The organism is uncultured Pontibacter sp. (genome assembly GCF_947492645.1).
GTDB lineage: Bacteria > Bacteroidota > Bacteroidia > Cytophagales > Hymenobacteraceae > Pontibacter.
In genome coordinates this window covers 342,454-356,253 of sequence record NZ_CANLMZ010000001.1, presented here as the reverse complement: position 1 = coordinate 356,253, position 13,800 = coordinate 342,454, and the positions used below count along the sequence as shown (strand labels likewise).

At 45.7% G+C, this 13,800-nt stretch carries 9 protein-coding genes; 1 reads left to right on the top strand and 8 read right to left on the bottom strand.

Translation table 11 applies throughout. The annotated features are described in order from the left end of the window. Positions 1-67 precede the first annotated feature (67 nt). The 7 genes from Q1A23_RS01460 to Q1A23_RS01430 form a co-directional block, all read right to left on the bottom strand. The gene (locus Q1A23_RS01460) at positions 68-691 is read right to left on the bottom strand and encodes a rhomboid family intramembrane serine protease (protein WP_299818436.1); all 624 of its coding nucleotides are present in this window, start codon (positions 689-691) and stop codon (positions 68-70) included. 82 nt (positions 692-773) lie between these two features. Continuing rightward, the gene (locus Q1A23_RS01455; protein ID WP_299818433.1) at positions 774-1,748 is read right to left on the bottom strand and encodes a polyprenyl synthetase family protein; all 975 of its coding nucleotides are present in this window, start codon (positions 1,746-1,748) and stop codon (positions 774-776) included. A 5-nt stretch (positions 1,749-1,753) separates the two neighbouring features. Beyond that, positions 1,754-4,021, bottom strand: coding sequence for a ribonuclease R (rnr, locus tag Q1A23_RS01450; RefSeq protein WP_299818430.1), 2,268 nt, complete (start codon positions 4,019-4,021; stop codon positions 1,754-1,756). 390 nt (positions 4,022-4,411) lie between these two features. Next, the gene (locus tag Q1A23_RS01445) at positions 4,412-6,241 is read right to left on the bottom strand and encodes an ABC transporter ATP-binding protein (protein ID WP_299818427.1); all 1,830 of its coding nucleotides are present in this window, start codon (positions 6,239-6,241) and stop codon (positions 4,412-4,414) included. A 217-nt stretch (positions 6,242-6,458) separates the two neighbouring features. Next, entirely contained in the window at positions 6,459-7,079 is a 621-nt protein-coding gene (locus tag Q1A23_RS01440) for a lipoprotein signal peptidase (protein ID WP_299818424.1), read from the bottom strand. 132 nt (positions 7,080-7,211) lie between these two features. Next, the gene (ileS, locus tag Q1A23_RS01435) at positions 7,212-10,565 is read right to left on the bottom strand and encodes an isoleucine--tRNA ligase (RefSeq protein WP_299818421.1); all 3,354 of its coding nucleotides are present in this window, start codon (positions 10,563-10,565) and stop codon (positions 7,212-7,214) included. After that, positions 10,555-12,987: an MMPL family transporter gene (locus Q1A23_RS01430; RefSeq protein ID WP_299818418.1), complete on the bottom strand. Its 2,433-nt coding sequence runs from the start codon at positions 12,985-12,987 to the stop codon at positions 10,555-10,557. Before Q1A23_RS01430 ends, ileS begins: the two co-directional genes overlap by 11 nt. Positions 12,988-13,045: 58 nt before the next feature. Between Q1A23_RS01430 and Q1A23_RS01425 the strand changes: the two genes are divergently transcribed. Continuing rightward, complete coding sequence (locus Q1A23_RS01425) at positions 13,046-13,225, top strand: hypothetical protein (protein ID WP_299818415.1); 180 nt, start codon at positions 13,046-13,048, stop codon at positions 13,223-13,225. Here Q1A23_RS01425 and Q1A23_RS01420 read toward each other — a convergent pair. Beyond that, positions 13,222-13,392, bottom strand: coding sequence for a hypothetical protein (locus Q1A23_RS01420; RefSeq protein WP_299818412.1), 171 nt, complete (start codon positions 13,390-13,392; stop codon positions 13,222-13,224). The two genes, Q1A23_RS01425 and Q1A23_RS01420, sit on opposite strands and share 4 nt — an antisense overlap. Positions 13,393-13,800: the final 408 nt, after the last annotated feature.

Below are 13,800 nucleotides of genomic sequence, written 5' to 3'. Positions count from 1 at the left end.
ACGCAAGTGGCCAGACTTAAGCCACATAACACGAGATGTAGTTGCTTTTTGCCTCTTTAACTTGCTGCTAAAACATACGCCAGTCAGCAATCTGCGACACAAAATTAGGGAACGCCTGCGGTACTAAAATTAAGCTGAGCACAAACCCATAAATAGCTCCGTACAAGTGGGCATCATGGTTTATATTGTCGCCCATTTTTTTGCCTTGGTAATACGAGTACACCACATACAGCACACCAAGTATAAACCCGGGTATACATAGGATGGCATACAGGCAAATATCCTGTGTTGGGTAGAAAAGTATACTTGAGAAAACAACAGCTGCCACACCACCCGATGCGCCTAAGGCACGGTAAGGTGGGTCGTTGCGGTGCTTGATGAAAGTAGGAATATCTGACACGATAATGCCTCCAAGGTAAACCAGCAAGTATAAAAGAATGCCTGTAGTTGGCCCGAAAAGCATTTCGAAAGTCTGCTCTACCGCTCCACCAAAAAAGAAGAACGTGAACATGTTAAAGAACAGGTGCGTAAAGTCGGCGTGCAGAAAGCCGGAAGTAATAAAACGATACCACGAATTATCGCGCTGCACAGCATAAGGCTGGAATATCCACTTGTGCATCAGGCTATCGTTTTGCCAGGCATAAAGGGAAACAGCAACCGTGATAATAATCAGTATAATGGTAACGCTCATGATGAGTAGTAGTAAATTAGTAATGATAAATGATTAACCGGTAATTAAAGAAACTTTTACGCACTATACTACCGGTAAAGGTTTAACTGTCCCTTTCCATTAGCTGCAGGGCCAGCCCGCGCAAGGTTTCTTTTCTTTCTTCCGGTAAGGCAATGGCATCCAGGTGGTGCAGCGCTTTCTGGAAGTATAAATCGATGTGCTGCTCTGTTTGGTGGCGTATGTGCAGTTGGTCGTAAATCTCGGTTATAGCCTGTACTTTTTCAGCGGCTATGCTGTCCTCTGTTTTATTGCGCCAGTTAATGATGGTCTGCTTTTGGTGCTCGTTTGCCTGCTCCAGCGCCGTCAACATCAGAAATGTTTTTTTGTCTGAAAGTATATCTCCTCCTACCTGCTTGCCAAATTTATCCTTGTCGCCGTACACATCGAGCAAATCGTCGCGCAACTGGAAGGCAATGCCCACATTGTTGCCAAACAGCCTCAGATGCTCTGCATCTTCGTTGGGTGCACCCTGTAGTGTGGCTCCCAGCTCCAGGCTAAAACCTAAAAGTACGGCAGTCTTCAAAGTAATCATATGGATGTACTCCTGTATACTTACCTGCACGCGGTTCTCAAAATTCATGTCCAGTTGTTGCCCCTCGCATACTTCAGCGGCTGTCGTACTGAATAACTTCAGAACTTTAGCCAGTTTGCCTTCTTCTACATGCAACAACAGCTCGTAAGCGCGCACCAGCATCACGTCGCCGCTAAGTATGGCCGTGTTGGCATCCCATTTTTCGTGCACGGTTTGTTGTCCGCGGCGTAGCGGGGCACGATCCATAATGTCGTCGTGCATTAGCGTAAAGTTGTGGAAAACCTCTACTGCCGCTGCTGGCAAAAGTGCCTTATCAATATCATTATCGTACATTTTGGCCGCTAAAAGCACCAATAAAGGACGAATGCGCTTGCCCCCCAAAGCCATAATGTACCGGATAGGCTCATACAGCTCTGGAGGATTTTCGCCGTAGCGCAATGTTGATAAAGTATGATGTAATCGTTCTGAAAGGATGTTAATATCCACAGGTTTTATTTGTGTTGTTTCAGGGTTTCTACCAGTTCCAGATCGATGGTACGGTCGGCAAGGTTAGCGCTTTTAACTCTTACCAGCACCTCATCGCCAAACGAAATAATACGCTTGTTCTGGCGGCCAATGATGCGGTAGTTGTTAGCGTCCAGTTCATAGTAATCGTCATTCAAATCAGACAGACGAACCATGCCCTCGCACTTGTTTTCTTCGATCTCCACAAATATACCCCATTCTGTAACACCAGACACTATTCCTTTGTATTCGTTGCCGATAGTATCCTTCATAAACTCTACCTGCTTATACTTAATAGAGGCACGCTCAGCATCTGCGGCACGTTTCTCCATTTCGGAGGAGTGCTGGCAGCGTGCATCATAGTCCTCCTTTTCCGGAGACTTTTCGCCATCGAGGTAGTACTGCAGCAGGCGGTGCGCCATCATGTCGGGGTAGCGGCGGATAGGAGATGTAAAGTGCGAGTAATGCGCAAAAGCCAGACCAAAGTGGCCTTCGGGCTCGGTGCTATACTTTGCCTTAGCCATTGTTCTGATAGCCAGGTTCTGCAAAACGCTCTGCTCCGGTTTACCTTCAATCTCTTCGGTCAGGTTGTTCAGTTCTTTGGAGATATCACCATCCGGATCTACTTTATAGCCAAACTTGCGGGCAAACAAGGAGAATGTGCTTAGCTTATCCGGGTCTGGGGAGCCGTGTGTACGGTAAACCATAGTTGGGCGCTTTTTGCCTTTGCCGAGGTTGTACACATACTCTGCCACCTTTTTATTGGCTAGCAGCATGAACTCCTCTATAAGCTTATGAGCATCTTTACGCTCTTTTACATACACATAAAGCGGTTTCCCATTCTCGTCAAGCTTAAACTTAACTTCTGTGGTTTCAAAGCTAATGGCGCCGTTCTGGAAGCGTTTGGCCTGCAGCTTTTTGGCAATGCTGTTCAGGATGTTGATCTCTTCAGCAAAGTCGCCTTCGCCGGTTTCGATGCGCTCCTGGGCCTCTTCGTAAGCAAAACGCCTGTCTGAGTAAATGATGGTGCGCCCAAACCACTCGTTGTACAATTTACCGTTTTCGTCCAGCTCAAAAACTGCTGAAAATGTGAGTTTCTCTTCGTTTGGTCTAAGCGAACAAAGGCCGTTTGAGAGGCGCTCCGGCAACATTGGTATGGTTCTATCCACAAGGTAAACCGAAGTTGCCCTGTGGAAAGCTTCCTTCTCCAGGACACTTCGCGGATGCACGTAATGGGTTACATCGGCAATATGCACACCTATTTCCCAATTACCGTTCTCAAGTTTTTGTATCGACAGCGCATCATCAAAATCCTTTGCATCTGCGGGGTCAATGGTAAAAGTGGTTACATCTCTAAAGTCGCGGCGCTTGGCAATTTCAGCGGCCGTTATCTTCTCGGATATAGCTTCGGCTTCTTCTTCCACCGTTTCCGGAAACTCAAACGGCAAACCAAACTCTGCCATAATAGAATGTATTTCGGCTTCGTGTTCTCCAGCAGGGCCAAATACGCGAATTACTTCACCTGTCGGGTTCTTTCCTGACTCTTTTGGCCACTCCACAATTTTAACCAATACTTTATCGCCTGCTTCTGCGCCATTTAATCCGCGCTCACCTACAAACACATCAAAGTACAGTTTCTTAAAATCAGGCACTACAAAACCAAAGTTCTTAGATAGCTGCATAATACCCACCAGTTCGGTACGGGTACGCTCCAGCACTTCTACCACAACACCCTCAGCACGGCCTCCCTGCATGGTTGGCAGTACTTCTACTTTAACGGTATCGCCATCCATTGCATACTTCAGGTGTTCCCTGAATACACGCACATCCTCTTCTGTTTCCTCCGACACGATGTAGGCATACTTGCTGTTTGCCAGATCCACACGCCCGGTAATAATGTTTACGCGCAGGTTAAGCTGGTATTTATCGCCATCTATCAGCAATAATTTGTTTTCGCGAACAAGGGTTTTCAGAATATCAGATACTGTTTCACGGCCCTTTTTGTCTACTATACCCAGTCTACGGAAGATCTGGCGCACCGTAAAAATTGTGTCCGGGCTATTTGAAAAAGACTCCAGAACTATTGTTTTAGCTGATCTGCGTTCGCTGTCTCGCTTTTTATCTTTTCTAGATGATTCGCCTCTTGCTGATGATCCTCTGCTATTTGATGATGATTCTCCTCTACGGGAATTGCCTTTTTCGTTGCGGCCATCTTTGTCTCTGCCGCCTCTTTTGCTACTGTCTTTACTTCTCATGTATCTTCGTCGATATGGGGGCAACTAATGCAGCCGCCACTCCCATTTATAATCTTTAACCTAAATAGTTTAAATTTACTATACGCCACAAAAGGCGCTTTGGCTAAAGGATTTGATTAATTGATGTCAATTTATATAGAATTTTCTATATATGATGGGTTGTTGATGGGTTTTGAGAGATTAAGCAGCGTTATACTTTGCTATCCTTACTAGCTTACCTCCATACTTTGTTTTACCTGCCTATACTTTCACCTTTAGTTTTTGGCGCGCTCAACGCAAAGTATGGCGTGTAAACTTCTTAAATCACCAACGTGGCAACATGAAGCAAAGTATTGATTCCAAATTTGTAGGTTTAGGGAATAGGTTAAATAAACGTGAGGCTGCAGAAATCTACAATACTCCGGCACGTATTGCCTCCCGCTTCTCCTGCGCTTTTAAAATATCCTCTGGCTCGCCTTTAGGTATGGCATTGATAAGCGCGCGGGTATACTCCTGCTGCGGGTTACGGTAAAGCTGCTCTGGTGTACCACTTTCTACTATCTGGCCTTTGCTCATTACCAGAATACGATCCGACATATATTTAGCTACCGACAGATCGTGGGTAATGAAGATGTAGGTTATCTGGAACTCCTGCTTGAGTTTGTTGAGTAGGTTAAGCACCTGCGCCTGCACCGACACATCCAGCGCTGATACAGACTCATCGCAGATGATGCACTTTGGTTGTAAGGCTAATGCTCTGGCAATGCAAATGCGCTGTCGCTGGCCACCGGAGAATTCGTGTGGATAACGTTGGAAGTGCTCAGGCATAAGTCCTACTTTTTCAAGCAGTTCCATCGCTTTTCCACGGCGCTCTTTGTCGCTGGCATAAAGATTATGCACACGCATCGGCTCCATAATCGCATCGCCTACTGTGTGCATGGGATTAAGGGAGGCATAGGGGTCCTGGAAGATCATCTGGAAATCGCGGCGGCTTTTGCGAAGCTCTTCTGAACTAAGCTTGGCAATATCGCGGCCATTAAAGTTTATACTTCCTTCGGTTGGTTCTACCAGGCGCAACAGGGCACGGCCAAGTGTAGTTTTTCCACACCCCGATTCGCCTACTAACCCAATGGTTTCGCCGGGCATTACATCAAAGCTCACACCATCAACTGCCTTTACATAATCTGTGGTGCGGCCAAAAAAGCCTTTTTTTATAGGGAAGTATACCTTCAGGTTTTCCACTTTTAGCAGCGGTGGCTTCTGCTTGTTTTCCTGCTGGTGTTTAATATCGGTAACAGTACCAACATATGCGTTTACCACATCAGCAAGAGAGGGTTCTTGTATTTCTTTTCTTCGTTCGATGATGTTGCCATACTCGTCTTCCAGCATAAAATCTGATACTGTCGGAAGTATAGATTGTGCTTTGGCAGACAGTTTTGGGCGGCAGGCAAGTAACCCTTTGGTGTACGGGTGCTGTGGGTTTGTGAAAATATCCATCACCTTACCTTGCTCCACCAGCTTGCCTTTATACATTACCAAAATGCGGTCTGCTATCTCGGCTACTACTCCTAAATCATGGGTAATAAACAGGACTGCTGTATTTTCTTTTACCCGCAGTTCGTCTATCAACTGGAGCATACGCGCCTGTACTGTTACATCAAGAGCGGTGGTTGGCTCATCAGCAATAAGTATACTTGGCTCACAGGCCATGGCCATGGCTATCATTACGCGCTGCTTCTGCCCACCTGATATTTCATGTGGATAAGCATCGAAAATCTTCTCGGGGCGTGGCAGCTTTGCCTTCTCAAAAAGCTGTATCGTGCGTTCTTTAGCCTCTTTTTCAGATATAGAAGTATGCAACAGCAAAACTTCCGCTACTTGTTTTCCACAAGTATAAACCGGGTTAAGCGACGACATCGGCTCCTGAAAAATCATGCTTATCTCGTTCCCGCGTATTTGCTGCATCTGCTTTTCCGGCAGCTGAAATAAGTCTACTACCCCGAACTCTTCTGATTGAAACACGGCCGTTCCTCCTGCTATTCTGCCCGGTGGGGTATTTATCAGCCGCATCACCGACAACGATGTTACCGACTTACCTGAACCCGACTCTCCTACTATAGCAACTGTTTCGCCGGGGTATACTTCAAAAGATACTTTGTCCACAGCTTTTGTAATGCCGCGGTGTGTGGAGAAAACAGTTTCTAAGCCTGTGACTTTAAGTATGGGAGTTGGAGTTGCCAATGGTAAATGAGTTAATGCTTCTGGTAAAAATAAGAGTTTTGAGGTAATAGTTGCTTAAAATGTAACTTATACTTAATAATCTCTTGAATGTGTGTATTGAAAGACTATCTGTACTTGCAAAGCCTGTATTGTATGCTGCCTCTTAACTGAACATAAAGTAACAAAAAGGGGCTACTCCACATGGAACAGCCCCTTCTTTTATACTTTATACTTCTGCTTACAAGCCCTGCTGTTGTTCTACAGTCTTGTGCTCAGGCTCTTCGTGTTCTCCAAAGAAACGCTTCTGGTTAAACAGGATCAGGAGAACACCAATGAAAATGGCTGAATCGGCTACGTTGAAGATTGGCCACAGCGACATTGGTTTACCACCAAAAAGGGGAATCCAGTTTGGCACAATGCCTTCCCATATATCAATGTAGAACATATCGATTACCTGCCCATGAAACCATGGTGTAGATGAACCATAAGGCGCATTATCAAACCAAACACCGTAAAAAGTACTATCAATAAGGTTGCCAACAGCACCGCCAAGTATAAGCGAGATGCACCAGATAAGGCCTACAGGAGCTTTATGTTTTACGAGGTAATACAGGTAGTAACTGATACCGAACATGGCTACTAAACGGAACAGCGTAAGCATTAGCTTACCATATTCAGAGCCTAACTCTACACCGAAGGCCATTCCAGGGTTGAGTGTGTAGTGCAGTTTTAGCCAATCACCTATCAGGTGAATTTCGCCTGGCATGCCCATCTCCATATTGTAATGAACGATCAGCTTTACAACCTGGTCAATGATGATCACGGCCAATGCCGCCATGTAGTATTTCCAGTATTTCATATTTATTCTTTTGGCAGCTTAGGTGGCACGTATACAAGGTTACGTATTTTGATGCTTGCTTTAAGCTGCTGCAAATATACTTAAAAGTATAAAAGCACCGGGATAAGCTAATAGGTTACCCGGTGCTTTTACTTAAATGGCAGCGTTACCGTCTGTCTGGATATTTATCAGAACTGTGTAGTCGTCAATATCCAGCGTAGTAGGGTTGATTAGCTCCTCAACAACGTCCAAAGTAAGCGCCTGTGTTTCAGCGCAAATATAAGCGCTATAGTTAGCTACTGCCTGGTTTACCTCCTCTGCGGCTTGCTGCATCGAGATGTGGATCTTATCCTGCACTTCCAGGTTGCTGTCTTTACGCAGGTTCTGGATACGATTAACCAAGTCGCGGGCAATGCCCTCCTGCTTCAGTTCTTCGGTAATAGTAACATCTAAGGCAACAGTAAGCTTGCCTTCGCTTGCTACCAGCCAACCCGGAATATCTTCAGAAGATATCTCTACATCATCCGGTGTAAGCACAGCCGTTTCGTCATCAGAAAGCATAATCTCGAAACCTCCTTCACGCTCCAGGTGCGCGATATCATTCTGGTCCATTTGCTGTACAGCGGCGGCTACAAGCTTCATCTTAGGTCCGAACACCTGGCCCAGCTTCTTAAAGTTAGGCTTGATCTTCTTCACAAGTATACCTGATGTATCGTCGATGTACTCTATCGTTTTCACGTTAACTTCGCTCATGATCAGGTCGGCAACAGCTTCTATCTGCTGCTTCATCTTATCGTTAAGCACCGGTATAAGTATACGCTGCAACGGCTGGCGTACTTTGATCATATGCTTTTTGCGCAGCGAGTGCACCAGCGATGAAACTGTCTGCGCCAGTTCCATACGCTCTTCCAGATCTTTGTTGATGTAGGCTTTCTCTACTTCTGGGTAGTATGCCAGGTGCACCGAATCTTCTTTATGCTTATTGCTTACTGCATTCAGGTCGCGGTACAGCTGCTCCATGTAGAATGGCGCAATAGGGGCCGCGATTTTAGCAATAGTCTCAAGGCAAGTATAAAGTGTCTGGTAAGCTGCAATTTTATCGGTGTTGTACTCGCCTTTCCAGAAACGCTTGCGGTTCAGTCGCACATACCAGTTACTCAAATCGTCTACCACAAAATCCTGAATGGCTCGGGCAGCACGTGTAGGGTCATAATCTTCGTAGTTCGCATCTACAATGCCAATCAGCGTGTTCAGCTTTGAGATAATCCATCGATCAGACTCTGTACGCTGCGCCATTGGCACATCAGCTTCGGCATAGGTAAAGTTATCGAGGTTGGCATACAGCGCGAAGAACGAGTATGTGTTCTGTAATGTACCAAAGAAGCGACGCTGCGTTTCTACTACACCCTCCGGATTAAATTTAAGGTTGTCCCAAGGTGGCGCATTGGCAATCATATACCAACGCACGGCATCCGGGCCATACTTACCGATCATCTCAAACGGATCGATGGCATTGCCCAGGCGCTTGCTCATTTTGTTTCCGTCTTTATCCAGCACCAGGCCGTTGGCGATTACGTTCTTATATGCTACGTTATCCTCCAGCATTACAGCCAGGGCATGCAGCGTAAAGAACCAACCACGCGTCTGGTCTACACCTTCTGCAATAAAGTCGGCCGGGAAGTTTTGCTCAAATATATCTTTGTTCTCGAGCGGGTAATGCCATTGTGCATAAGGCATCGCTCCAGAGTCAAACCAAACGTCGATAAGGTCTGTCTCTCTGTACATTGGCTTACCCGACTTGCTTACCAAAATGATGTTGTCCACATAAGGGCGGTGCAGGTCTGGTACATCAATCACCTCGGCCATCACGCCGGCTTTAACAGACTTCTCTATCTCTGCCATCAGTTCAGGAATAGAGCCAATGCAAAGTTCTTCTTCACCGTCTTCTGTTCTCCAGATAGGCAATGGCGTACCCCAGTAGCGTGAGCGCGACAGGTTCCAGTCTACCAGGTTCTCGAGCCAGTTACCAAAGCGACCTGTACCTGTAGATTCTGGTTTCCAGTTGATGGTTTTATTTAGTTCGATCAGCCTGTCTTTAACTGCCGTGGTTTTGATAAACCAGCTATCCAACGGATAGTATAGCACCGGCATATCGGTTCTCCAGCAATGCGGATAGGTGTGCTCGTATTTCTCTACTTTAAAGGCTTTGCCTTCTTCTTTAAGCTTGATCGCAATCTTTACGTCCGTAGGCTTATACTCTGCAGAAGACTCATCTTCTTTAGCATAGTTTTTCACATACATGCCGGCAAAGTCGGTAATCTCGGACACAAAGCGCCCCTGGCGGTCTACTATAGGAACCTGTTTGCCTGTTTCATCTGTCACTAATAGTGCAGGTATGTCGTTATGAGCGGCTACCCTAAAGTCATCAGCACCAAATGTTGGCGAGATGTGCACGATACCGGTACCATCCTCTGTGGTTACATAATCACCGATGATAACACGGAAAGCTGGCTTATCCGGCTGCACGTATGGCATCAGCTGGTGATACTCCACACCTGCCAGGTCGCTACCGTCAAATTGCTCCACTATTTTGTAAGGGATCAGCTTATCGCCGGAGCTATACTCTGTTAAAGGAATATCAGCAGCCTTCGGGTTGAAGTAACGGCTTACCAGATCCTTGGCAAGTATAACCGAGATCGGCTCGTAAGTATACTGGTTGTAGGTCTGTACTTTTACATACTTGATGTTTTTGCCGACTGCCAGAGCCGTGTTTCCTGGAAGTGTCCATGGTGTAGTTGTCCAGGCCAGGAAGTGTACTTTCTCATCTTCACGCTCAAAAAGGAACATGTTGCGGGTGATGCGCTTCACGGCAAACTGGGCCACAATGGTTGTATCCTTCACCATTTTGTAGCAACCCGGCTGGTTAAGCTCGTGCGAGCTCAGACCTGTGCCTGCTGCCGGTGAGTATGGCTGTATGGTGTAGCCTTTGTACAGGTAACCTTTATCGTACAGTTTCTTTAATAAGGCCCAGCAAGACTCAATGTATTCTCTTTCGAAGGTAATGTAGGGGTTGTTCAAGTCTACCCAATAGCCCATCTGCTCGGTAAGCGTGTCCCACTGGTTCTTGAAACGCATTACTGTTTCGCGGCAGCGTTGGTTATACTCCTCTACCGTTATCTTTTTACCAATATCTTCTTTGGTAATGCCAAGCTCTTTCTCAACCTGCAGCTCTACAGGCAAGCCGTGGGTGTCCCAGCCGCCTTTACGGTTTACCTGGAAACCCTTTAAAGTTTTGTAGCGGCAGAAAATGTCTTTCACCGCACGGGCCATCACGTGGTGAATACCCGGCGTACCGTTCGCTGACGGCGGGCCTTCATAAAACACGAACGGCGTGTTGCCCTCACGGGTAGCCACCGATCTTTCGAAAACGTTATGCTGTTTCCAGAAGGCCAGCACATCCTCGCCTACTTTGGCGTAATTCAGATTTTTATACTCGTTATACTTCACCGTTTACAGGTTTTTTATCTTCTTCCGTAATTTCCTCTTCAAACTTTAATCTTAGTTGATTCAGGTCTAATTCCTCGTCCTCGTGCTCCAGGTAAAACTCATCGTAGTGTTCTATCAGGGCATAAGGGTCTCGCTCATACTTGCCGCTATCGAAGCTAATCAGCAAAGTTGGCAATATAATCAGGTTTGTGAATAATGCAATCAGCAAACTTACCGACATTAGCACACCAAGCGCCTTTGTACCTCCAAATTCGGAGAAAGCAAAAATCACAAAACCAAAGAACAGAATAACCGAAGTATAAATCATACTTGTGCCGGCCTCTGTTAAACTGGTGGTAATGGCCCTGCTGATGTTAAACCCATTCGACAATAACTCGCTTCTATACTTTGCCAGAAAGTGAATAGAGTCGTCGATGGCGATGCCCAGCGCAATACTGAATATTAGTGCGGTACTTGGCTTCAGCGGTATGTTGAAAAATCCCATCAACCCACCTGCAATCAGCAGCGGTATCATGTTCGGTATCAGCGATATTATTACCACCCTCGCAGACTTAAACAACAGGGCAATCACAATAGTTACCAACACGAAGGCAAGTATGAGGCTACTACGCAGGTTGTTGATAAGGTACTCGTTTCCTTTAATGAAAAGTAGCGTGGTACCGGTAAGGCTAACTGTAGTTTGAGCACCGGAGTCGTCGCGGGTAAACGTCATGGTGTTTCCAGCTTCTTCTACTGTTACTCCCTCTCCGCCATATATATCGCGCAGCTCAGGCTTTATTTTGTTGATGATAAGCGTATCTAAAACCCTGGAGCCAGCATCAGCCACTTTAAGTGAAATACGCGCTTGTTGCCCGGTGCTGTCTACGAAAGAGCGGAGTAGTCGTTGGTTTTCCCCCTCTCCTTGCTTTGCCAGGTAACTGAAGATAAAGTTGCGTTCAGTATTATCAGGCAGCCTGTATGAGCCTGGGTCGCCACCGTAAAATGCTTGCGTTGCTGTTTTAACTAAGCCAACCACCGAAATAGGGGCAGAAAGTATAGGTTGCGTGCGCAGGAAGTTTTCCAGTTGGTTTAGCTTGCCCAGGTTTGGCAGTCGCATTACCCCCTGCTTTACACCTGTGTCTACAATAATCTCCAGCGGCATTACCCCGTTAAAGTGGTTTTCGAAAAAGGCAAGGTCGGCATTCACGCTGCTTTCTTCAGGCAGGTCGTCAACCATATACGATACCGTCTTTACCTTATAAATGCCAAATAAAGACAACGCAAGAGCAACAATAGTAAAGAAGTATACCAAATGGCGCTTCTCGTGCACAATGTAATCTATAAACTCAAGCAGCTTGTTTAGCGGCTTCGCATCGAGGTGGCGCAGTTGCCTTGGTGTTGGCGGAGGCAGGTAAGAGAACACCACCGGCAGCAGCACAATACTAATGATAAACGTAACAAAGATGTTGATACCAGCCACCACACCAAACTCGTAAAGTATGGCCACATGCGTAAAAGTGAACACTACAAAGCCAATGGCTGTGGTAGTATTTGTTACCAGGTTTACTACACCTATTTTGCTGATTACCCTGGTCAGCGCCAGTATTTTATTTCCATGCTTGCGGTAATCGTAGTGGTAGCGTGTCAGCAGGTAAGTTGAGTTTGGTATACCGATCACGACAAGTATAGCAGGTATAAGCCCTGTTAATAGTGATATCTTGTAGTCAAGCAGCGAAAGGGTACCAAGCACCCACACCACTACAATGCTGATCATCAGCAGCGGAAATATAACAGCGTAAAAAGAGCGGAAGAAGATGAAGAGTGTAACGCCTGTAACCAGCAAAGCCAGCACCAGGAACATTTTCATCTCGGCGGATACTTTAGTTGTCATTACGGCTCGCACAAAAGGCAACCCGGCGTAGTGCAGCTTTATACCAGTCTTTTTGCTGAAGGACTCTGTGTTCGCCAGCACATTATCCATCACCTCTATGCGGCGGGCCGAGTTTAGGAAAGCAGGATCCACGGTAACCGCCAGCAAGGTAGCTCCGGTTTTGTCGTTGATGATCTGACCATCGTAAAAACCCTGGTTGCGCACTACCTGCAGCAGGCTATCAAGCTGTGGCTGCGTTTCAGGAAAATTTGCAAATATCTGTGAAGTTGTAAACCTGCGATCAGCGGTATCTTTGACGACCTGCACCAGGTTTGGCAACGCGATTACTGCTTTTACTCCTTTTACCTGTGCCAGCTGGTCCGACAAGGCTTTCAGCTCTTTAAAATTCTGAAGCTTGTATACCTTACTATCCTGCATGCCCACTACCAGGATATTGCCATCCTCGCCGAAGGTCTGCTTAAAGCGCTGAAAGTATTGCATGTCCACGTCGTCTGGAGAAACGACATTGGCAAAATCGTAAGACATTTCTGCATCTTTGGCTTTGTAGGCCATAAACGCAGTAAGTATGGCTAAGACAATGAGCAGCCTTAACCTGTTTTTAATTATAAAAATGGCAACCTTATTCCACATGATCTGCTACAATTCGGCAAAGGTAGGCAATTTTGGTTTGTCATGTGGGCTTGAAAGTATAAACCTTACCGGAAACGGCAGATTCTTAGCAGGCTACAAAGCAAAAGGAGCAGCACCCATGTTCTTGATGCTGCCCCTTTTATACTTGCTCTTACGTTAGCTTTTGCTTTTGGATGATCCTGAACCTGATGCTTTGTTTTTAGGGACACAGTTCGGTACTTCCTTACCATCCTTCTTCTTTGTACCTACAGGCTCATAGCCTTTCCAGCACGGGTTATCCTCTTTTAAGCTATTACTGCTGCTATTTGATTTTGATGAATCTGCCATTCTTTAAAAATGTATTAGTCTTACCTATACATACGGCTACCCTTTCTGTGCGGCTTTACCTATTTGCTAACCCTGCTTTTGTTTTAGTTAATCGTTTAAACAACCATGCTTAGGGTGTTGAAAAAGATCAGCTTTTTATACTTTTAGCATTTCTTAAAGCCATTTTGCTTTCTGATTTCAACAGCTTTTGCTCTTGCCAAAACATACTTCTAAGTATAAGTTCAAACTCGTAGGAGATCTGTGTATAACCTTTCTAGGTTACATGTGTAATCTCTCTCAAGCGGAAGTTTACGCAAATTATTCACATGTAATATATCTGATGCCTTACCCAATTCTGAGCAAGTATAGGTTTTGATATATTTTACATAAGTTATACACTACCGGACATAATACAGCCTTATTGCTTTA

Excerpts from the sequence above, each read along its gene's own strand:
- Q1A23_RS01460 (WP_299818436.1), bottom strand. The coding sequence starts at position 691 with ATGAGCGTTACCATTATACTGATTATTATCACGGTTGCTGTTTCCCTT.
- rnr (WP_299818430.1), bottom strand. The coding sequence starts at position 4,021 with ATGAGAAGTAAAGACAGTAGCAAAAGAGGCGGCAGAGACAAAGATGGC.
- Q1A23_RS01440 (WP_299818424.1), bottom strand. The coding sequence starts at position 7,079 with ATGAAATACTGGAAATACTACATGGCGGCATTGGCCGTGATCATCATT.
- Q1A23_RS01430 (WP_299818418.1), bottom strand. The coding sequence starts at position 12,987 with ATGGCCTACAAAGCCAAAGATGCAGAAATGTCTTACGATTTTGCCAAT.
- Q1A23_RS01425 (WP_299818415.1), top strand. The coding sequence starts at position 13,046 with ATGGCAACCTTATTCCACATGATCTGCTACAATTCGGCAAAGGTAGGC.
- Q1A23_RS01420 (WP_299818412.1), bottom strand. The coding sequence starts at position 13,392 with ATGGCAGATTCATCAAAATCAAATAGCAGCAGTAATAGCTTAAAAGAG.